The organism is Pseudomonas sp. KB_12 (assembly GCF_052114545.1).
Classification (GTDB): domain Bacteria; phylum Pseudomonadota; class Gammaproteobacteria; order Pseudomonadales; family Pseudomonadaceae; genus Aquipseudomonas; species Aquipseudomonas brassicacearum.
In genome coordinates this window covers 50,956-71,813 of the sequence record NZ_JBFREY010000026.1, presented here as the reverse complement: position 1 = coordinate 71,813, position 20,858 = coordinate 50,956, and the positions used below count along the sequence as shown (strand labels likewise).

Sequence of the window (20,858 nt, the reverse complement as noted above, 5' to 3'; positions counted from 1 at the left end):
TATATAGCGTTACGAGCCGGTCAGGAAGGTGACGGCTAACTGACAGGCTTGTCAGTTTTGTCCTGGCTTGCTGTCGGATGAATGGTTGTGCCAGATGAAACTGCCCTGCGCGCGGTGATATCGGGCAGGTATACTGCCGCCTTTCGCGGCTCGCCCTTCGGGCCCGACTTGCATGCATGACCCGGAGCCTTACATGACTTCCCCGACACCTTCGCCTGCGGATGAACTCCCCAGCGGCGAACAGGCCGATTTGTCCGACAGCGATGTTTCGAACGCCGAGGACGCCAAAGCGGCGATCCCTGCCTTCAAATTCCCGTTCAAACCCGGTGAACTGGCTGCGGCCAAGGGCGCCGGCCAGCAGCCGTGGTACAAGAACGGCGCGAAGAATGGCCATACCAAGACCCCGGGCGCCGCGCCTCCCGGCACGCGTCGTTCGATGGGCAAGCGCTGACATCCTCCTTCACGCACGGGTTCGACTTCAGTTCGCGACCCGTGCGCCTGCCAGGCTTCCACTCAATTCGTAAGCCGCCAGCTCAGACTGGTGCGCCGCGAGGATTTCCGGCAATGAGCCTCGCAGGTACTCGACCCAGGTCTTGATCTTCGCATCCAGGTATTGGCGCGACGGATAGATGGCGTAGAGGTTCAGTTCCTGGGAGCGGTAGTTGGGCATGACCCGCACCAGCGTGCCGTTGCGCAAGCCTTCGATGGCTGCGTACACCGGCAATACCCCCACGCCCATGCCGCTGGTGATCGCGGTTTTCATCGCATCGGCGGAGTTCACCAGGAACGGTGAGCTGTTGATGGTGACCATCTCCTGGCCTTCCGGGCCGTCGAACACCCATTTTTCCAGCGGAATGACCGGGCTGACCAGGCGCAGGCAGGCGTGGTTGAGCAGGTCGCCGGGTTTTTGTGGGCAGCCGCTGGCTTTCACGTAGGCGGGCGATGCGCAGACGATGCTGTAGGTGATCCCCAGGCGCTGGGAGACGAAGCCCGAATCCGGCAGCTCGCTGGCGAGCACGATGGAGACGTCGTAGCCCTCGTCGAGGATGTCCGGCACGCGGTTGGCCAGGGTCAGGTCGAAGGTCACATCCGGATGGGTCTTGCGATAACGGGCGATGGCGTCGATCACGAAATGCTGGCCGATGCCGGTCATCGTGTGGACCTTCAACTGCCCGGCCGGTCGCGCATGGGCGTCGCTGGCCTCGGCTTCCGCTTCTTCGACATAAGCCAGGATCTGCTCGCAACGCAACAAGTAGCGTTTACCCGCCTCGGTCAGGGCGATGCGGCGAGTGGTACGGTTGAGCAGGCGGGTTTGCAGGTGGGCTTCCAGGTTGGAAACCGCGCGCGAGATGTTGGCCGTCGTGGTGTCCAGTTGCGCGGCGGCGGCGGTGAAACTGCCAGCTTCGGCAACACAGCTGAACGCGCGCATGTTTTGCAAGGTGTCCATGGAGGGCTCTCTTGGGAGGTGGCAAATTGTGACACGAAGTTACAGAGCAGCGGGACCCGACTAATGGATTATCGCGTTAACGGTAACAAAGATTCACAGAAAGGTCGGCTTATCGCCGGGGAGGGCGATGCCTAGAATTGCCACCAATCCTGGGTCACTGATTCCTGTGGGGCGAGCCTTTGTGGGAGCCGAGCTTGCTCGGCTCCCACAAAGGCTCGCTCCCACAAGTTTTGCGTTAACAGGCAGCCATCCTCGTCGTCATGCTCGATCTCAGGAATTTTGCGCAAGTGCCGCGTTGCATCAGCAGAGAGCTGAAGACTCTCAGTGTTTGGGTTCTGACATTAACCATCAGCGGTTGCATCGGAACAGGCGGGATTGGGCCGCAAAGCCAGGTACTGCCGGCCAATCAACTGGCGACCGATGCCGCCATCCGCGAGGCGGCTCGCGACGCCCACTGGCCCACCCGCCAGTGGTGGCAAGCCTATGGCGATCGGCAGCTGGATCGCTGGGTCGACCTGGCCATGCAGGACAGCCCGAGCCTGGCCATGGCCGCCGCGCGGGTGCGCCAGGCCAAGGCCATGGCCGGTGTTGCCGAGGCCGCCGAGTCGCTGCAGATCAATGGCGAGGCGACCCTCAAGCGTCATGACTGGCCCACCGATCAGTTCTATGGCCCGGGCGAGCTGGCCGACACCACGACCTGGGACAACAATGCCGCCCTGGGCTTGAGCTACGCCCTGGACCTGTGGGGCCGCGAGCGCAATGCCAGCGAACGGGCGGTTGACCTGGCCTATGTCAGTGTCGCTGAGGCGCGCCAGGCGCAACTGGAACTGCAAAGCAACATCGTGCGTGCCTACATCCAGTTTTCGCTGCACTACGCCCAGCGCGATATCGTCGCCGCAACCCTCCACCAACAAGAGCAGATTCTCGACCTTGCGCAGAAGCGCCTGGACGGCGGCATCGGCACCCATTTCGAAGTCAGCCAGGCCCAGGCACCACTGCCCGAGACCCATCGCCAACTCGACGCGCTGGACGAAGCCATCGCCTTGAGCCGTAATCAGTTGGCGGCCCTGGCCGGCAAAGGGCCGGGAGAGGGCGCGCAATTGCAACGTCCGACCCTGGCCCTCGGCGCGCCCTTGAAGCTGCCGTCGGCCTTGCCCGCCGAACTGCTCGGCCAGCGTCCGGATGTGGTGGCCGGGCGTTGGCAAGTAGCGGCCCAGGCCCGGGGTATCGATGTGGCCCGGGCCGGCTTTTATCCCAATGTCGACCTGGTGGGTAGCCTCGGCTACATGGCCACCGGCGGTGGGGCGCTGGAGTTCTTGACGGGCAAGAAGCTCACCTACAACGTCGGGCCGGCGATCACGTTGCCGATCTTCGACGGCGGACGCTTGCGTTCACAGCTGGGCGAGGCGGCGGCCGGTTATGACATCGCCGTGGCGCACTACAACCAGACTCTGGTGAACGCCCTCAAGGGCATTTCCGATCAACTGATCCGCCGCCAATCCATGGACAAGCAGCAGGCTTTCGCCGCCGAATCGGTGGCCGCTGCCCAGCGCACCTACGACATCGCAATGGTGGCGTTCCAGCGCGGGCTCACCGACTACCTCAACGTGCTCAATGCCCAAAGCCTGTTGTTCAAGCAGCAACAGGTGCAACAGCACGTGCAGGCGGCGCGCTTGAGTGCCCATGCCGACCTGGTGACGGCGCTGGGTGGCGGGCTTGAGACTGTAGGAGCTGCCGAAGGCTGCGATCTTTCGCTTGAGACTCAAGTGTCTGGGGAAAGATCGCAGCCTCGTTGCACTCGACAGCTCCTACATAGCACCCGCACAGCGTCTACAAGGCACAACCTAAGTGGGAGCAAGCTCCCTCGCCACAATGTTGAGTAGGCCTTTTGTGATGTCTTTACTTGCCCCCGCACGCTGGCTGTACCGTCTCGAATGGCGCCGGGGTTTCTTCGACTGGGCCCGCAGCGACGGGGTGACCTGGGTCTATATCTTCAAGGTCCTGTTTGCCGCGTTCCTGACCTTGTGGCTGGCGATGCGCCTGGAGTTGCCGCAACCGCGCACGGCCATGATCACCGTGTTCATCGTCATGCAGCCCCAGAGCGGGCAGGTGTTCGCCAAGAGTTTCTATCGCTTGCTTGGCACCCTGGCCGGCTCGGCGGTGATGGTGGCGCTGATCGCCTTGTTTGCCCAGAACACCGAGCCGTTCCTCGCTTGCCTGGCGGTCTGGGTTGGCCTCTGTTCGGCAGGGGCGGCGCGTTATCGCAACTTCCGGGCCTATGGTTTTGTGCTGGCCGGCTACACCGCGGCGATGATCGGCCTGCCGGCCCTGGCCCATCCGGAAGGCGCGTTCATGGCGGCGGTCTGGCGGGTGCTGGAGATTTCCCTGGGGATCCTCTGCGCCACCCTGGTCAGCGCCGCGATCCTGCCGCAAACCGCCAGTGCCGCCATGCGCAATGCCTTGTACCTGCGCTTTGGGGTATTTGCCCTGTTTGTCACCGATGGCCTGCGTGGGCGCAGCAAGCGGGAGGCATTCGAAGCGCGTAACGTGGGCTTCATTGCCGAGGCGGTGGGCCTGGAAAGCCTGCGCAGTGTGACCGTGTTCGAAGACCCGCACATGCGTCGGCGCAACGGCCGGCTCAGTCGCTTGAACAGCGAGTTCATGGGCATCACCACCCGCTTCAACGCCTTGCACCAGTTGCTGGAACGCTTGCGCAGCAGTGCGGCGGATCACGTGGTCAATGCCATCAAGCCAGGTTTGCAAACGTTGGCCGAACTGCTCGACGGTTTCAGTGGCCGCGCCCTGACCGATGCCGATGCGGCCCGTCTGGCGGCGGCGCTGGCCGAGTACAAGGCCGAGCTGCCGGCCCAGGTACGAAGGCTGCGGGCGTTGTTCCAGGAAACGGCGCCCAGTGATGGGCAGCAGCTGGATTTCCATACCGCCTACGAGCTGCTTTATCGCTTCGTCGACGACTTGCACGGCTATGCCCTGACCCACGCCTCGCTGGCCGATCATCGCCACGAACGTGAGCGCTGGGACGAACCGTTCGTGCCGCAGACCAACTGGCTGGCCGCCACGGCATCGGGTGTTCGCGCCGCCTTCATCCTGTTGGTGCTGGGGAGTTACTGGGTCGCCACGGCCTGGCCGAGCGGCGCGACCATGACGATGATCGCCGCTGCCACCGTGGGCTTGTCGGCCGCGACGCCGAACCCCAAGCGCATGGCTTTCCAGATGGCCTGCGGCACGTTGTTCGGGGCGTTGATCGGTTTTGTCGAGATGTTCTTCATCTTCCCGCTGATCGACGGCTTCCCTTTGCTCTGCGTGATGCTGGCGCCGGTGATCATGCTCGGTTCGTTCCTCAGCTCGCGGCCGAAATACGCCGGGGTCGGGCTGGGGCTGCTGATCTTTTTCAGCACCGGTTCGGTGCCGGACAACCTGACGGTCTACAACCCGTACGCCTTCATCAACGATTACATCGCGATGATCCTCGGCATGCTGGTATGTGCCGCGGCCGGGGCAATCATTCTGCCGCCCAACAGTCGCTGGTTGTGGCGCCGGCTCGAACAGGATTTGCGCGAGCAAGTGGTGTTTGCCATCAGTGGCAAGCTCAAGGGCCTGGCATCGAGCTTCGAAAGTGGTACCCGCGACTTGCTGCACCAGGCCTACGGGCTGGCAGCGGGGCAGCCCCGGGTGCAACGGGACTTGCTGCGCTGGATGTTCGTGGTGCTGGAGGTCGGCCACGCGATTATCGAGCTGCGCAAGGAGCAGGCGATTTTGCCGGTGCATCCGGCGTATGCCGAAAGCCAGCCGTGGCGCCAGGCGATTCGTGTGATGGGGCGGGCGCTGGTGCGGCTGTTCCGCCAACCGAGCCAGAGCAATCTGGAGCGTGCCCTGGTGGCGGTGGACCACGCCATCGGCCGCGTGCAGGCCTCCGACGAACCCTTCGCCCCGCATTTCGACACCTCGGCCCTGCGCCGGGTGAAAAGCTACCTGCATTTCATCCGCACCTCGTTGCTGGACCCGCAATCGCCATTGGCCGGCTATGTCATACCGCATGCCACACCGCTTCCCCAGGAACCTGAACATGCCCCGTGAGATCGCTTTCCATGGTGTGTACATGCCCACCATGACCTTGATGTTTTTCATCGCCGCCGGCCTGGCCTGGGCCTTGGACCGCTTCCTGTCGGGGCTGGACCTGTACCGCTTCTTCTGGCACCCGGCGTTGCTGCGCCTGAGTCTGTTTATCTGTCTGTTCGGCGCGCTGGCGCTGACGGTCTACCGTTGAGATCGATGCGATGAGAAAGTTTTTCAGCCTGCTGGCGACGCTGTTGGTTCTGGCCCTGGCGCTGTGGATCGGCCGTACGTTATGGGTCCATTACATGAACGAGCCCTGGACCCGCGATGGGCGGGTGCGGGCCGACATCATCAATGTGGCCGCCGATGTCAGTGGCGAGGTGGTCGAAGTGCCGGTGCGCGACAACCAATCGGTGAAAAAGGGCGACCTGTTGATGCGCATCGATCCTGAGCATTACCGCATCGCCGTGAAGCAGGCGCGCTCCCAGGTGGCGTCGCGCAAGGCCACTTGGGAGATGCGCAAGGTCAACGCCCATCGGCGTGCCGACCTGGACAGCCTGGTGATCTCCCGGGAAAACCGCGACGACGCCAGCAACATCGCCGACTCGGCCCTGGCCGATTACCAGCAGGCCCAGGCGCAACTGGAAGCCGCCGAGCTGAACCTGTCGCGCACCGAAGTCCGCGCGGCGGTGGACGGCTACGTCACCAACCTCAACGTGCACCGTGGCGACTACGCCCGCATCGGCGAGGCGAAGATGGCCGTGGTGGACATGAATTCGTTCTGGGTCTATGGCTTCTTCGAAGAGACCAAATTACCCAAGGTGCGGGTCGGCGATCCAGCGCAGTTGCAGTTGATGAGCGGAGAGATGCTCAAGGGGCATGTGGAAAGCATCTCCCGCGGCATCTACGACCGGGACAACCCCGAAAGCCGCGAACTGATCGCCGACGTGAACCCGACCTTCAACTGGGTTCGCCTGGCCCAGCGGGTGCCGGTGCGCATTCATCTCGACGAAGTGCCCGACGGGGTGCTGCTGGCGGCGGGGATGACCTGCACGGTGGTGGTAGAACCCCATGACAAGCGCTGAGATCACTGGCTACTGATGGGGGGATGGAGATTTGATGCACACCACAGCAATTGAAGTTCAGCCCTGTGGCGAGGGAGCTTGCTCCCGCTGGGTGGCGAAGCCGCCCCAAAAAACAGACACCGTAAGCCGAGTCAGCCTGCGACTGCTGCGCAGTCGAGCGGGAGCAAGCTCCCTCGCCACAACAGCAAAAAACAAAATCGCGATGATTACAGCGATTTCCCCAACCCAAACCGCTTCATCAACCCTTTTTCCAGCAACCCCTTGGGCAACCAGCCGGCCATCAAGGGCAATGCCCGGCTGCCATTGCCCAGGCGCAGCAGGCGGGGGGGCTTGGGTTGTTGTGCGGCCTTGAGCAGGCCGGCGGCGAACTCGTGGGCCGGGGTCGGGTTGTCCTGGGAGGCTTTGGCCCGGGCCCGGATACCGTCGCGCAGGGGCCACCAGGGCGATTGTTCGCTGATCAGCTGTTCGGCTTCATGGCCGGCATTCTTGGCGAAGCTGGAAGCAATGGCGCCCGGTTGGACTTCCATCACGCGGATGCCGAACGGCGCCAGTTCCATGCGCAAGGCATCGCTCAAGGCATGCACCGCGGCCTTCGAGGCGCAGTAGGCCCCGGCAAACGGCGTGACCAGCACCCCGGAAACGCTGCCGATATTCACCACCAGCCCCTTGGCCCGGCGCAACACCGGGAACAGCGCGCGGGTGACCCCGACGATGGCGAACACGTTGGTTTCGAACTGACGCTGCATGGCCGGTACGCCGCCGTCCAGCAACGGTCCCATGGCGCCGTAGCCGGCATTGTTGACCAGCACATCCAGGCCGCCGTGCTGCTGGTTGATCCGTTCGCCCAGTTGTTCCAGGGCGTGGCCGTCGTTGACGTCCAGTTGCACGGCGGTGAATCCGGCGGCGCTGAGTGTCGCTACGTCTTCAACCTTGCGCGCCGTGGCCCAGACCTGATAACCCGCAGTCTTGAAGGCGTCGGCGAGGGCGCGGCCAATGCCGCTGGAACATCCGGTAATCAGCGCAACAGGCATGGCGCATTCCTTGTGCAAAAAGTGGGGGAGGGTAATCAGTTGGAAAAGCTGCCGTGCAATCGCTCGGCGCGAAACTCCAGGGTCTGCGGGCGATACCCCGGACGCAGGGGCGGCAGCGGCAGGCAGTCTTGCCAGTCGGCGCCGGCCTGCAATTGGCCGGGGCCCCGGTAGCGCGGTGCGTCGTAGGGGGTGTCGGCCAGGTTGATGGTGTCGCCAGGTGCATAGGCCGCGACCCGCCAGCGCAGTTCGATCAGCGGCACGTCATTGGTGTTTTTCAGGTTCAGCGACAGCGGTCGGTCGGCGGGGCATTGTCCGGGGGCATAGGTAATGCGCATTTCCAGGCGCTCCAATTGCCGGGTCTCGCGGTTTTCCTGCCAGAGCACCCACGCGGCGACCAGGCCCAGCCCGATGAACGCCGCCAGGGAGACCGGCAAGGCCTTGGCCGGGTAGCGCAACAGCAGGATAAGCCAGGTGATGATCAGCAAGACGCCGATAAGCATGGTGGAAGCCTCCGTTACCGTAGGTACATCCTACCGAAGGGGGCGGGCAATGTTGAAGCAATGATGCCTGCCCATCACCGACTGCAAAAAAAAGCCCCCACCCAACCCACTGCGGATAGGGGACGCAGTGGGCTGGATGGGGGCTTCTTGTACGGCTGATCGTTGCTAGTTGTTACTGCGCGATGGTCTTCACCGAGACGCCGCGTTCGATCGGAGTGGAGCGACCGTAGATGTCTTCGAAACGCTCGATGTCGTCTTCACCCAGGTAGCTGCCGGACTGCACTTCGATGATTTCCAGCGGGATCTTGCCCGGGTTGCGCAGGCGGTGGACCGACGCGATCGGGATGTAGGTCGACTGGTTTTCGCAGAGCAGGAACACGTTCTCGTCGCAGGTCACTTCGGCGGTGCCGCTGACCACGATCCAGTGTTCGGCGCGGTGGTGGTGCATCTGCAGCGACAGGCACGCGCCCGGCTTGACCGAGATGTGCTTGACCTGGAAACGACCGCCCATGTCCACCGAGTCATAGGAACCCCACGGACGATAGACCTCGCAGTGGTTCTGAGTCTCGGTGCGGCCCTGTGCGTTGAGGGTGTTGACCATCTGCTTGACGCCTTGGACCTTGTCCTTGTGGGCGATCATCATGGCGTCCTTGGTTTCGACCACCACGATGTTGTCCAGGCCGATCACCGACACCAGCTTGCCGTTGCCGTGGATCATGCAGTTGCGGCTGTCCTGGACGACCACGTCGCCTTTGGTGACGTTGCCGTTGGCATCCTTGGGGTTGACTTCCCACAGCGACGACCAGCAGCCGACATCGCTCCAACCTGCCGACAGTGGCACCACGCAGGCGCGCTGGGTTTTTTCCATCACGGCGTAGTCGATGGAGTTGTCCGGGCAGCAGGCGAAGGTGGCTTCGTCGAGCGTGATGGTGTCCGGGGTCTGCTCACTGCGCTCAAGGGTCAGCAGGCAGGTGTCGTAGATGTCCGGATCGTGCTTTTTCAGCTCTTCGAGGAAACGGCTGGCGCGGAACAGGAACATGCCGCTGTTCCAGAAGTAACCGCCGGCCTCGACGAACTCGGTGGCGCGCTTGACGTCGGGTTTTTCGACGAAGTGCGAAACGCGGCTCACACCTTCAGGCAGCAGCGCGTCGTTGGTCGATTTGATGTAGCCGTAGCCGGTTTCCGGTTTAGTCGCCGGTACGCCGAACAGCACCATTTCGCCACGCTCGGCGGCCACGGTGGCCAGGGCCAGGGCGCGTTGCAGGGCTTTCTGGTCTTCCAGCACGTGGTCGGCCGGCAGCACCAGCATCAGCTCGTCGCGGCCTTCGTTGACCAGCATCATCGCGGTCAGCGCCACGGCCGGTGCGGTGTTGCGCCCGAACGGCTCCATCAGGATGCGCTGGACTTCGAGCTTACGGTTGCTCAACTGCTCGTTGACGATGAAACGGTGGTCTTTGTTGCAGACCACGATCGGTGTGTCCATGCCTTCGAACACCAGGCGCTCGAGGGTCTGTTGGAACAGGGTGTGTTCACCGGTCAGGGCCAGGAACTGTTTAGGGAATTGCTTGCGCGAAAGCGGCCAAAGACGTGAGCCACTACCACCTGACAAGATCACCGGAATCATGTTTGTTACTCCTTGAAGCGAAATGGTTGTTAGAGCTACTGCGTTCTGTCGTTTCACTCTCTTGTTCTTGTTCCGTACCCGAATGGCTGATCTTTGTTGTAGGAGCTGACGAGTGAAGCGAGGCTGCGATCTTTCCCCTAACACTTGAATCCCAAGCGAAAGATCAAGATCAAAAGATCGCAGCCTGCGGCAGCTGCTACACAAATAGGCGTTCAGCCCTCAGGTGAATTCATCAGCGGGTCGACGCTGGGCGTTTCACCCACACTGGCGACAGGCTGCTGCCTGAACCGGTGACGTACAGCACGGCCGCTTCGCCGCGCTCCAGGGCCACGGGCTTGAGGTCGCCGACTTTCTTGTCGCCTTCGAACAGCGCCAGGGTCACTTTCACCGGGTTGATTTCACGCTCGCCACGGCCCTTGGCGGCCACGTTCGGCACCACTTCGGTCTTGCCGTCGGCGGTCTTGAGGGTCAGTGCCTTGTCGCTGAGGTTCTGTACGCGGACCAGGGACTTCTGCTTGTTCTTGAACGGCGGCTCTTCGATCAGTTGCGGCTGGCCGCTGGCGTTGTTGACCAGGGTGTAATAGTGATCGGAAGCCAGTTTCACCGGCACGGTCTGGCTGCCGACCTTGGCGCTGTAGTCGCCACCGGGCATGAAGCTGAAGTCGCTGCTGGCCAAGGGGGCTACGTCGCTGATGTTGGTGCTGCCGACGGTGGCGCTGACTTCGGCGTTAGCGGCGTTATAGACCCGCACGAAGCTCGAGCCTTTTGGCGCGACCGGGCCGTACAGGGCCGAATCACCGGCAAAGGCCGACAGTGAGAGGGCGCTCATGCTGGCGACGAGGGCAACGGCCTTGAAGGAGCGAGCAGCGAGACGGCGAGGAGTAGTGTTGAAAGTCATGGTGGACCTCTCTTTCAGTTTTGCGCCCGGTCGGGCGTCTCGGATGGGGTGTTGGCGGCGACGTTCTGTTGGCGCGCGCCGGCTTGCTTGAGCTCTGCGACCCACTGTGGGTCGGCGTCGCCGATTTCGTTGTTCACGGGCAGATAACGTTCAGGGAACTCCCAGATCAGCACCTGTGGCGGGCTGTTCTTGAAGGCATCGCTCTTGAGGTAGCTGAGCATCGGCAGAATCGGGCCATGGCCGTCTTCGGCGTAGTTGACGACGTCGCTGTGCAGGGCTTGCTTGAGTGCACCGACGAAGTTCCAGTTGGGGTTGGCGCTGTAGCTGGTGCCGATCAGGGCCACGGGCACCTGGGCGTCGGCGAACAGCGCGTCGTCGCCGGCCGGCTTGTCGTCGGCTTCGCGGGTGTTGCGCTTGACCAGTGGCTCCTGGGCTGGCATCAGGTTTTCGAACAGCGGGTCCAGGGGCAGGAACTGGCGCAGGTCACCCTTGTGGGTGATTTTTTCCGCAGGCTCAGTGACGAAGCGTTGTGGCTCACCGTTGAGCGGTGTGCCTTCGGCAATGGCCTTGGCCAGGTTCTCGGCAGCGACCTGGGCTCCTTCCGGAGTCCAGTGGGTGTCGGTGCGCAGGAACACTTGCTGGCCGCCTTGCTTGGCCTGTTGCAGCGGGCCGAGCAGGTCTGGCGCGAGGATCTTGTCGGCCGCTACGCGAGCATGGAAATCCTGGTAGAGGTTGGCGTGAATGCTCGATGGCTTCACGTCACCCAGGTGCTCGGGGTACAGCCGCGCCTTGGCCGGCACGATCGCCATGACCAGGGTCACGCCTTGTTCCTTGAGCTTCTGGCGCACGCCTTCGACCAGCGCGTAGTTGCCTTGCAGGTTCAGCTCTTCGTTGACGATCGGGTTGAACTCTTCGTCGCTGTACAGCCACTGGTCGCGGCCCAGGACCACGCCTTTGCGGCCTTCGTTGAACAGCTTGTAGTCCAGCGCAGCCCAGATGTTGGTGCCCAGGCGCTTGATCGGGAACTGGTCGTCGTAGTGCGTTTCCACGGCCTTGGCCCAGCGCCCGTTGAGCACGGTGGCGTCGGGGTTGGTGCTGAAGCCGAAGAAACTGCGCATCGACCACAGGCCCAGTGCTGTCAGGATCAGCATGAACAGTGCGATGTAAAAGATGCGTAATGAGCGGGTCATGTTCAGATCCCTCAGAACTGGAAGTAAAGGAACGGCGAGAAGCTTTGCGCCGAGAGTTTGAGAATCGAGGCGATGAACAGCAGCAGCACCAGGGCGCGCATCACGTAGCGTGACCAGTCCACGGTCCAGTAGGCCGGTTGCACCTGGGCTTCGACACCCACGGTGTAGCCCGGTTCATGGATCGTCGATGGATTGTCACCCGGTACGGCCTTGATCATCCCCGGCTGTGCGGTGGCCGGGCCGTTGGCCTCGGTATTGACCTCAGGCTTGGTCTTGACCGGTGGGCGGTTGGTGTAGAAGTCCCGCAGGCCGAAGAAGGCGAGGGTGATGTAGGCCACCACCAGCGTGGCGATCTGCAGGCCAGTGAGGTTGGCGCGGGTCAGTTCCGACAGCGACCAGTCGCTGAAGCTGAACATGGCGCCGTACATGCGACCGGCCACGTGCAGGTTCTCGGAGCGGAAAATCACCCAGCCCATCACCACCAGCAGGAAGGTCAGCGCCCAGCGGATCGGGTTGATGCTGCGTGGCGTGGTGTTGATGCCCACGGCTTTTTCGATGGCCAGCCAGATACCGTGCCAGGCACCCCAGATGATGTAGGTGATGTTCGCGCCGTGCCACAGACCACCGAGCAGCATGGTCAGGAACAGGTTGCGATAGGTCATCAGCGTGCCTTTGCGGTTACCGCCCAGGGTGATGTAGAGGTAGTCGCGCAGCCAGGTGGACAGGCTGATGTGCCAGCGACGCCAGAACTCGGTGATCGACTGGCTGATGTAGGGCTGCTTGAAGTTTTCCATGAAACGGAAACCCATCATCAGGCCCAGGCCGATGGCCATGTCGCTGTAGCCGGAGAAGTCGAAGTACAGCTGCGCGGTGTAGGCCAGGGCGCCGAGCCAGGCATCGCCCGTGGTCGGGTTCTGCAAGGCGAAGCAATGGTCGGCCACCACCGCCAGGGTGTCGGCGATGAACACTTTCTTGATGAAACCCTGCATGAAGCGGGTGCAGCCTTCGGAGAACTTGTCCAGCGTGTGGGTACGGTTGTTGAACTGGTCGGCCAGGTCGCGGAAACGCAACACGGGGCCGGCGATCAGGTGCGGGAAAATGGCCACGAACGCTGCGAAGTCGATCAGGTTGCGGGTTGCCGGGGTATCACCGCGATAGACGTCGATGATGTAGCTGATGGACTCGAAGATGTAGAACGAGATCCCGATCGGCAACAGCACGTGGGTCAGGATGAACGGCTCGAGACCGAAGCTGGTCATGATCGCGTTGAGGCTGTCCACGCCGAAGTTGGCGTACTTGAAGTAACCCAGGATGCACAAGTCCACCGCCACGCCGAGCAACAGCCAGCGCTGGGCCGGTTTGGTGCGCACGCCGGCGGCGCCGACTTTCAGGCCGATCCAGTAGTTCCACAGGGTGACGCCGGCGAACAGCAACAGGAAGTCCACCCGCCACCAGGCATAGAACACATAGCTGGCGACCAGCAGCAGCAGGTTGCGATAGCGTTGCCCGCTCAAGTAGTACAAGCCGAGAAAGATCGGCAAGAACAGAAACAGGAACACATTGGATGAAAATACCATCCCGATCTCTCCATGTTGAATCAACAGTCAAGGGCCAGAGCCCCCCCAAACCCCCCCATGAAAGCCGGGGGGCTAATGCATTCGAAACAGACCACATTCCCTGTGGGAGCGAGCTTGCTCGCGATGACGGAGTGTCAGTCGACATCCATGGTGAATGTCAGACCGCAATCGCGAGCGAGCTCGCTCCCACAGGTTCCCTGCCAGGCAGGGAACACGGTGTCAGCTTCCTTTTTCACCTTTTTCCCGCGAAGGGTCGTACACCCGGGTCAAGTCACCGCCGAGGCGGAAGGTCTTGAACGGTTGCATCTCGTGCTTGCGCTCCAGCACATCCTCGCTGCAGGTGTAGAGGCTGCAGAACGGTTCGAGCCAGGCGAATTTCGAATCGATCTTCAGGTCTTTCATGTCCTGCTTGTCGCCGTTCTTCTCTTCGAAGATGTCCGGATCTTCTACCCCGGCCAGCACCCGGTCACCCAGTCGCTTGAGGGCGCCGTTGTTTTCCTGGCGCAGGTCCACACCATTGACCTGGGCGAAACTGGCGATCATCGCCAGGGGCGGCAGGGCATAGTTGTGGTAGGACAGGGCGCGTTGCTTGCGCTTGAGTTCGTTGGGCAGGAAACCGTCGGCATCGATCTGGTTGACGCCGACCTTGTATTCCTTGACGGCCCAGTCGAACAGGTCGCGACGGTTGGTTGCCACGGAGGTGGCCATCACCGACCAGGCGGCCCAGTAGGAGTGGTTGTTGGTCTTGTCCAGCGGCAGGTTGTCCCAGTCGCTGACCACCTGGTCGGCCATCCGGCTGAACCAGCCTTCGATCAGTTGCGCCTGCTCCGGGTGATTGGCCAGTGGGCGGGACTCGGAGAACTTCAGGCGCACATAGGCCGACGCCATGCTGCCCAGCGCCCATTTGCGCATGGACTTGCCGGTGTGGTTGAAGTCCTTGGACATCAGCGCATCGGCCTGGGCCCACGCGGTCAGCCAGTTGAGGGTGCATTCCAATTGTTCGGGACGGCCGTCACGCATGAATTGCATCACTTGCTTGCTGACGCCACGCTCGATCTTGGTGATGTCGGCGGTGCTGTCACGGAAGGCTTTTTCCGACTGCACGTTCAGGGTCGCACGGGCCTTGTCGGAGCCCTCGTACTTGCTGCGAAATTGCAGGGAGCCGGTGTAGGGCGTCGGCGTGGCGTCGCAGCCTTGGGCCGCTTCGCCGGCCTTGACCTTTTCGATCGGTGCGAAGTAACCCTGTGGCGGGCGCAGCGGGGCCGCGGCCTGCGTGGCCCCGGCGAACATCGCCAGGGTCAGCAGGGAGGGCGCCAGCAGCGTTTTCAACGTTCGGGTGCGCGTGGTACTGGTCATGAGACGAGACCTCATTGTCCGATTTGAGCCGTTTGTTCGGCTTGCGGAGATGCGTTGCGTTTACAGATTTTCGCTTCGATCTGCTGCGGCTCTTTACCGGCTTCAGGGCCCTGGACTTCGACAGCCAGAAGGTTTTGCGAAGCCCAGTCCTCGTCGGTGCGCAGCTGGAAGGCGAAACGTCCGTCGGTTTCGGAGGTATCCGGTTTTTCGATCTTGATATCCTCGTGGCGCCCATTCATGTACCAGAGGGTGGCTTGCAAGGTTTTCACCGAGGTATCGGCGAAGCGGATGTCGACCTGGTGGCTGCCGTTACGCAGATCCATGTTCTTGCTATTGACCATCAATTCGTTTTTGCCTGGCTTGAGCGCGGTCTTGCTGCTCATCAATGCCGGCTTGCCTTCGCAACCGTTGTTGTCCAGCAGCGCCATCATCTGGCGATAGATGGTTTCCTGGTCCAGGCGATACAGCGGCGAGAATTCCCAGATGAGGATTTTCGGCGGGTTCTTCTGGAACTCTTCGCTGCCCAGGTACTGGATCATCGCGCCCTCGAAACCGCCGCCGGGGAAGGCTACGTTGAGGATGTCGGCGCCGATGGACTCTTCCAGGAAGCCGGCGAAGTTGTAGTTCTTGCCGCTGTGACTGGTGCCCACGAGGGTGATCTGCGGGTTGCCGGAATCGCTGAACAGGTCGCCGTCACCTGCCTCGCCCTTAGGCTCGGTGGTGAACTGGTCCATGTACTGGATCGCATAGCTGGTGCCGCACAACTGCCCGGCCATGTTGTGCAGGGTGCCGGTCTTGCCCATGCGGCCGGACTTCTTGGTCTCGAACTCACGCTTGGGAATGTCGGCGAAGGCCGGGAGCTGCTTGACCTTCTCGGCGACGATCTTGGCGGTGCGCTGGGCGCCGTATGGCGTCCAGTGCTGGTCGCCACGGAAATAGAAATCGTGGGCCGGCAGGGTTTCGGGCAGGTTTTCGTTGGTCAGCGGCGACAGGTCCGGCACCACGTAACCCATCTGGGCGAAACGGCCGAGCATGGATTTGTAGTTGGTCAGGGCTTTCTCATAGTCGAAAGCGGCCTTCTCCTGTGGGTTGAGCTTGTTGCGGTTCACCAGGCCCCGGGTCGGCTGGTAGACGAGCACCAGCTCGACGCCTTTTGCCTTGAACGCATCGTGCAACTGCTGCAGGCGCTTGTAGCCGGCCGGGGTGGTGTTGAATTCGGTCCGCAGGTCTTCCTGGGTCCGGAACAACCAGTCGCCCTGGGCCTGCACCAGCGTGGTGAAGTTCTGCTGGTAGCGCGTGGTGTAGTTCTTCGCGTCGTGGGCTTCGGGGCACAGGTTGCAGCATGGCTCGGCGGTGAAGCTCGGGGCCTTGATTTCATCGGCGCGAGCGCCGCTTGCGGCGGCGAGAATGCCGGCAGTCAGGGCGGACAGGCCCAGGAGTTTGATCATCTTTGGGTTCATAAAGGTCATCCTCAGTCCCGCATTTCGGTCTGGCGTTCGACGGGGTCGATCAGCACGGCTTTCTGCTGGCGCACCAGCAGGTCGAGAATTTCATCCTGGCGCTCGCCAAGGATTCCCGTGAAGCTGATGCCGCTGGATTTGGTCGGCGCGAGCATGGACACGCGGTACAGCTCGACGCTCAACGGCGAGTCGATGGACAGCGGGCCGCTGCCGTTGGCAGCCAGTTCGCCGCCGACCACGATCAGCGAGACTTCGGCGTCGAACGGGTCGAGCTTGATGTCACGGTCGGTGTCGGACAGGTCCTTGATGTGACCGTAGATACCGGTCAGGCCGTTGGCCATGGACACGTTTTCGTAGAGGCGAATGTTCACGCTGTTACGAATACGGATGCCGTGGCGGCGGTTGCTGATCACCTTGTTGCCCCACAACAGGTTGTCAGCACTCTCATAGAGCGTGATGCCGTCGGTGTGGTTCTTGTAGATCTCGTTGTAGGCGATCAGGTTGTTCACGCTGTTACGGTCGATCACCAGGCCCGAGAGTTTGTTGTCATAGCTGCGGTTGTTGAAAATGAAGCTGTCGTTGACCTCACGGGAAATAATGATCCCGTGCTTCTTCTTGGTCCCGTAGACGGTGTTGTCGGCGATGATCAGCCGATGGGAACGGTCGTGGGGGTCGATGCCGTAGACAATGTTGTCTTTGTAGGTGTTGCCCTTGACCACGAAGTCGCGGGTTTCGTAGCAGTAGAAGCCGTACCACATGTCCGAGAACTCGGAACCGATGATCCAACCGGTCGGTTCCGGGCGCTTGAGGACCTTGGCCATGTTCGGCGTGTACTGGGAAATACTCACCCCGTACGACTTACTGTTGGCGTAGCCGAAGCTGGCCATCTTGGTGTTGACGATGTAGGTCTCGGTGCCACCCCAGGCCAGCAGGAATGGACGGAATTCCTTGGGTGAACGGAAGGTCGCAGGGCCGTTGTCCTTTTCACGCCAGCCCGTGACCTTGGTGTCGCGGATGAACATCTGGCCATCGTTGACCAGGAACGCGCCGCCCTCCTGGGACATGCGCAATTCCTGGGTCTGTTTGTCGATTTCAAGGATGCCTTTGCGGCCGACCACGATCGGAATCTTCGCCAGGTAGACACCTGGCGAAGATTCGATGATGTACTTGGGCTGTTTCTTGGCCAGCTCCTTGAGGTTCATGTAGCCATCGTCGACGAAGATGGCCTGTGGGATGCCGTGCTGACGCACGACCCACTCGGCCATCTTGTTGTCGCCGCCGATGAAGTCCTTCAAGGCGTCTTCCTGCATCATCCGGCGCACACTGACCTTGCCGGGCTTGGAGCGGACAATTTTTGCCGCGGCCGCTTCGGCGGTGTAGCCGGAGAGGTCGGGCAAGGTTGGCTTGGCCAGCTCCAGTGGCGCGGTCGGTGCACTGTTGACGGTGTAGGTCTTGGCCCGTTGCAGGCCCTTGGCCACGTTGCCCGGCTTGACCACCGGTTCAACGTTGGCGAACGCCGGCGAGCCGGCCAGCAGCATCGCTGCGACCAACAGGCTGATCGAACCTTTCATCGCCTGGCTGTTCCTGAGGTAGCGGTTCATTTCGGGCACTCCCATGGCCATTCGCATCAGAAGCGCCAGATCACGTCGACAAAGGCGCGATGCATGTACGAATCGACCTCTTTGCCGTAGGCGTCGCCTGGCTTGAACACGCCGCCACGAAAGCGCACCAGCGCCGACGGCTCATCAATTGACTGACTCAGCGCGGCCGGCAGCAGGCCTTGCTTGAAGTACTTGGTGACGACCAGATCGACTTCCTGGCCCAGGTCCTTGTCGCCATCATTCAGCGGCAGGGTCGAGGTGGACAGGATGGCGCCGGTCACGTCGTCGGTGTTGTTTTCCACGGCATTGATACCGTTGCTACCCACTGGCTTGTTGCCGTCCACGCGCCAGAACTTGTGGTACACAAGGCTGGCGTCGTATTCGTCACGCAGCTGCCAGGAACCGAACAGGCTGGCGCTCTGGGTGTTGGCCATTTCGCCACGGAACGCTTCGCCGAAACGGTGCACGCGCGAGCGGGTGCCGGTGAAGTTCGAGCGGTTGCTTTGCAGGCCGTTCTGTTGGTACTCATCGCTGGCGCGGGCATAGGCCGCACCGACTTGCCATTGTGGGTCCAGGCGCAGGCGGATACCCAGGTCAGTGGCCCAGCCGTCCACGTCATCGCTGTGCTTGGCTTGCGCCGGGCGTGTGCCATCGGCGTTGAGCGGGTTGACGGTGTCGCGCTCGCCGCTCATGCCGGTGATGCTGGCCCAGTAGTTGACGGTGTTGGTGTTGCGCCAGTTGTAGGCGTCGCTGTTGGCTTCCAGGCCCAGCCAGGAGATGTCGCCGTTCTGGGTCTTGTCCAGGGTGTCGGTGGGCTCACCCGGGGTCGGGTAGTCGAGGCTGCCGTTGTCATGGGAGTGGTGGGCACGGATACCGGCCCATTGGCCGGGCATCCACTGGTAGCCCACGTCGCCATAGACGTGCAGGCGGTCCTTGTCCTTGGGGGACAATTCCTTGAGGTCGGTGCGGTATTCGCTGAACCGTTCGGCAACGCCGAGGTTGGCCCGCAGCAAGGTGGTGTCGAAGGTCCAGTTCAGGGCTTCGATGTTGGTGTCGCGCCATTGGCCGTCGTCGTTGCGCAGGCGCTGGCGACCGAACTTCAACTGCTCGCCCGGGTAGGGGGTCAGGCCACGGTAGCCAATCCAGAACTCGCGCATGGCCAGGTAGCTTTTCTTGGCTTCGCGGTCACCGCTGTCGGTTTGCTGGGTGCTGCCATCGGACTGTTGCAGGGTGTCGGTCTCGATGATGTCGCTGGACGTCACGGCCTGGGCCATGGCGTAGGCGCTCCAGGCGCCGCTTTCACTTTCACCGTAGACCCATGGACGCAGGTCCAGGCCGACACCGTTGACGTCGCCACCGCTCTGGGTGCCGAGGTCACGGTCATCTTCGGACTGCCCGGTGATCTTCACTTCCAGGCCGAAATTCTTGCTATCGGTCAGTGCCGCCAGGGTCGGACAGGACCACAGCAGGGCAAACGACAGGCCAATACCAGCCTGCACAAAAGGATTGAGCTTCAAAAGCTTCATAGAGGTTCCTCGCCGTCATCTTCTTTTAGGGCTTGCAGTTCAAGCGTATCGGGGCTCATGGCGCCGCGAATGGCCTGCTCTTGTTGTAGCAGGCGTTTGGCTTGTGCAAGTTGCTGCGGCGGTAATTGTGCTTCGAGAGTTTGGGCAAGCTCGGTGGCTTGTGGGGTGTTCTGCGCCTTGGCCAGCTGGCTGAACACATAGGCGTTGACCGGGTCGGGCTTGGTGCCCTTGCCCTGGGAGAACAGCTGGGCAATGGCGAAATCGGCGCTGTTCTGGCCGTTGCGAGCGGCCTTGAGCAGGTGGTCCAGGGCTTTTTGCGAGTACACCTGGCCCAGGTAACCGCGGCGATAGATCTGGCCGAGGTAGTAGTCGGCGGCCACTTCGCGGCCAACGGCTTTCTGGAAATGCGCCTCGGCGACCTTGGCATCGGCCGGGACCCACTTGCCTTCGTAGTAAAGCTTGCCCAGCAACAGCTCGGCGCGCGGCTGGTCGGCGGCGCGGCCGTTTTCCAGGTACTGCATCATCTTGTCGACGTCACCCAGTTCCGGGAAGTCGTAGAGCAGTTGCGCCAGGCTGACCCAGGCAGCGGGGTAGCCAGGAGCGATGCCTTCGAGCAACGACTGGGCGGTCTTTTCATCGGTCTTGCCCAGGCTGGCATCGGCCAGGACACGTGCGACGCTGTCCACGCGCTGGGCGGATACGACGCCACGGGCGTGACCGTCCTGCATTTGCTTGAGCAGCGCGGCCTGCTGTTCCGGCTGGCCGCGTTTCTGATAGACCGTGGCCAGTTCGACGTAGCAGATGTCCGTGGTCGCCAGCGCGGCCTTGCAGACCTTCTCGACTTCGTCCAGGTGCTGGTCGTAGGTGCCCTGGGTGCGATAGAGCAGAATCTGCGCCAGGCCCGCTTCCGGGTAACCGGCGCTGCGCCATTGGCTGATCTGCTGCTGGGCGTTGACGTTCGGGAAGCTGTGGGGATATTGCAGGTACAGCATCGCCAGCGGGATCAGGGTGTTGCCTTCTCCGTTGGCGAAGGCTTTCTTCAACAGGCCTTCGGCTTCGTGTTTTTCCGCTTCAGTGGAACCGGGCTTGGCCACCAGCAGGCGACCCAGGCGCGCCTGGGCCCGTGGCGAGATGTCGGCCGCGGCGCGGTAAGTCGCCTCGGCTTTTCTCATCTGCTCGGGGTCGCGGCTGTCCACCTGGATGTCAGCCAGGCCCACCTGGGCCTCGCTGTAGCCCAGGTCGGCCAGTTGCTGGTAGTTCTGCTGCGCCAGCGCCGTGTCGCCGCGCTTGAGGGCTTCGTTGGCCAGGCGTTGATCGGGCAGGCCGGCACAACCGGCCAGGCTGACGGCCAGTGCCAGGGCACACAGTGTGCCCATGTGGGAACGAGTTTGCGGCATAGCATCCTGACCGCGTTGATCCTTTCGCGAGCAAGCTCGCTCCCACAGAGTCTGTGGGGTGTTCAGGATTTTTATAATGGTCACGGGCATAT

At 62.2% G+C, this 20,858-nt stretch carries 17 protein-coding genes; 5 read left to right on the top strand and 12 right to left on the bottom strand.

Features of this window, described 5'->3' with window-relative positions:
* The first annotated feature begins 193 nt into the window (after positions 1 to 193).
* A complete protein-coding gene (locus tag AB4Z20_RS20300) occupies positions 194 to 451 on the top strand; it encodes a hypothetical protein (protein ID WP_442090491.1) in 258 nt (85 codons plus the stop codon).
* Between the two features lie 27 nt (positions 452 to 478).
* Here AB4Z20_RS20300 and AB4Z20_RS20295 read toward each other — a convergent pair whose 3' ends face one another.
* Positions 479 to 1,447: a LysR family transcriptional regulator gene (locus AB4Z20_RS20295; protein ID WP_003205334.1), complete on the bottom strand. Its 969-nt coding sequence runs from the start codon at positions 1,445 to 1,447 to the stop codon at positions 479 to 481.
* A 287-nt stretch (positions 1,448 to 1,734) separates the two neighbouring features.
* Here AB4Z20_RS20295 and AB4Z20_RS20290 point away from each other — a divergent pair, with 287 nt between their 5' ends.
* Genes AB4Z20_RS20290 through AB4Z20_RS20275 form a run of 4 tightly spaced genes read left to right on the top strand, consistent with a single transcriptional unit; the run spans position 1,735 to position 6,606 of the window.
* Positions 1,735 to 3,330, top strand: coding sequence for an efflux transporter outer membrane subunit (locus AB4Z20_RS20290; protein WP_442090490.1), 1,596 nt, complete (start codon positions 1,735 to 1,737; stop codon positions 3,328 to 3,330).
* 7 nt (positions 3,331 to 3,337) lie between these two features.
* Entirely contained in the window at positions 3,338 to 5,542 is a 2,205-nt protein-coding gene (locus AB4Z20_RS20285) for an FUSC family protein (RefSeq protein ID WP_442090489.1), read from the top strand.
* Positions 5,532 to 5,732, top strand: coding sequence for a DUF1656 domain-containing protein (locus tag AB4Z20_RS20280; RefSeq protein WP_258689288.1), 201 nt, complete (start codon positions 5,532 to 5,534; stop codon positions 5,730 to 5,732). The genes AB4Z20_RS20285 and AB4Z20_RS20280 overlap by 11 nt, the downstream gene beginning before the upstream one ends.
* A 10-nt stretch (positions 5,733 to 5,742) precedes the next feature.
* Positions 5,743 to 6,606 carry an efflux RND transporter periplasmic adaptor subunit gene (locus AB4Z20_RS20275; RefSeq protein ID WP_253477873.1) on the top strand — a complete coding sequence of 288 codons (864 nt, stop codon included), beginning with the start codon at positions 5,743 to 5,745 and terminating at the stop codon, positions 6,604 to 6,606.
* A gap of 206 nt (positions 6,607 to 6,812) precedes the next feature.
* Here AB4Z20_RS20275 and AB4Z20_RS20270 read toward each other — a convergent pair whose 3' ends face one another.
* The 11 genes from AB4Z20_RS20270 to algK all read right to left on the bottom strand — a co-directional run bounded on the left by AB4Z20_RS20270 (position 6,813) and on the right by algK (position 20,850).
* Positions 6,813 to 7,637, bottom strand: a complete 825-nt coding sequence (locus AB4Z20_RS20270; protein WP_253477870.1) for an SDR family oxidoreductase — start codon at positions 7,635 to 7,637, stop codon at positions 6,813 to 6,815.
* 35 nt (positions 7,638 to 7,672) lie between these two features.
* The gene (locus AB4Z20_RS20265) at positions 7,673 to 8,137 is read right to left on the bottom strand and encodes a multidrug transporter (RefSeq protein ID WP_258689286.1); all 465 of its coding nucleotides are present in this window, start codon (positions 8,135 to 8,137) and stop codon (positions 7,673 to 7,675) included.
* A 172-nt stretch (positions 8,138 to 8,309) separates the two neighbouring features.
* Complete coding sequence (locus AB4Z20_RS20260) at positions 8,310 to 9,761, bottom strand: mannose-1-phosphate guanylyltransferase/mannose-6-phosphate isomerase (protein WP_253477864.1); 1,452 nt, start codon at positions 9,759 to 9,761, stop codon at positions 8,310 to 8,312.
* 232 nt (positions 9,762 to 9,993) lie between these two features.
* Positions 9,994 to 10,659, bottom strand: a complete 666-nt coding sequence (locus tag AB4Z20_RS20255) for an alginate O-acetyltransferase AlgF (protein ID WP_442090488.1) — start codon at positions 10,657 to 10,659, stop codon at positions 9,994 to 9,996.
* A 14-nt stretch (positions 10,660 to 10,673) separates the two neighbouring features.
* Entirely contained in the window at positions 10,674 to 11,849 is a 1,176-nt protein-coding gene (locus AB4Z20_RS20250; RefSeq protein ID WP_442090487.1) for an alginate O-acetyltransferase, read from the bottom strand.
* An 11-nt stretch (positions 11,850 to 11,860) separates the two neighbouring features.
* On the bottom strand, positions 11,861 to 13,426 hold the full coding sequence (locus AB4Z20_RS20245; protein WP_253477856.1) for an MBOAT family O-acyltransferase: 1,566 nt from the start codon (positions 13,424 to 13,426) through the stop codon (positions 11,861 to 11,863).
* A gap of 219 nt (positions 13,427 to 13,645) precedes the next feature.
* Positions 13,646 to 14,782 carry a mannuronate-specific alginate lyase gene (locus AB4Z20_RS20240; protein WP_258689283.1) on the bottom strand — a complete coding sequence of 379 codons (1,137 nt, stop codon included), beginning with the start codon at positions 14,780 to 14,782 and terminating at the stop codon, positions 13,646 to 13,648.
* A gap of 11 nt (positions 14,783 to 14,793) precedes the next feature.
* The gene (locus AB4Z20_RS20235; protein ID WP_214512377.1) at positions 14,794 to 16,242 is read right to left on the bottom strand and encodes an alginate O-acetyltransferase; all 1,449 of its coding nucleotides are present in this window, start codon (positions 16,240 to 16,242) and stop codon (positions 14,794 to 14,796) included.
* A gap of 11 nt (positions 16,243 to 16,253) precedes the next feature.
* A complete protein-coding gene (gene algG, locus AB4Z20_RS20230; RefSeq protein WP_253477854.1) occupies positions 16,254 to 17,843 on the bottom strand; it encodes a mannuronan 5-epimerase AlgG in 1,590 nt (529 codons plus the stop codon).
* A 26-nt stretch (positions 17,844 to 17,869) separates the two neighbouring features.
* Positions 17,870 to 19,360 carry an alginate export family protein gene (locus tag AB4Z20_RS20225; protein WP_253478657.1) on the bottom strand — a complete coding sequence of 497 codons (1,491 nt, stop codon included), beginning with the start codon at positions 19,358 to 19,360 and terminating at the stop codon, positions 17,870 to 17,872.
* 5 nt (positions 19,361 to 19,365) lie between these two features.
* Entirely contained in the window at positions 19,366 to 20,850 is a 1,485-nt protein-coding gene (gene algK, locus AB4Z20_RS20220) for an alginate biosynthesis TPR repeat lipoprotein AlgK (protein ID WP_309475803.1), read from the bottom strand.
* Positions 20,851 to 20,858: the final 8 nt, after the last annotated feature.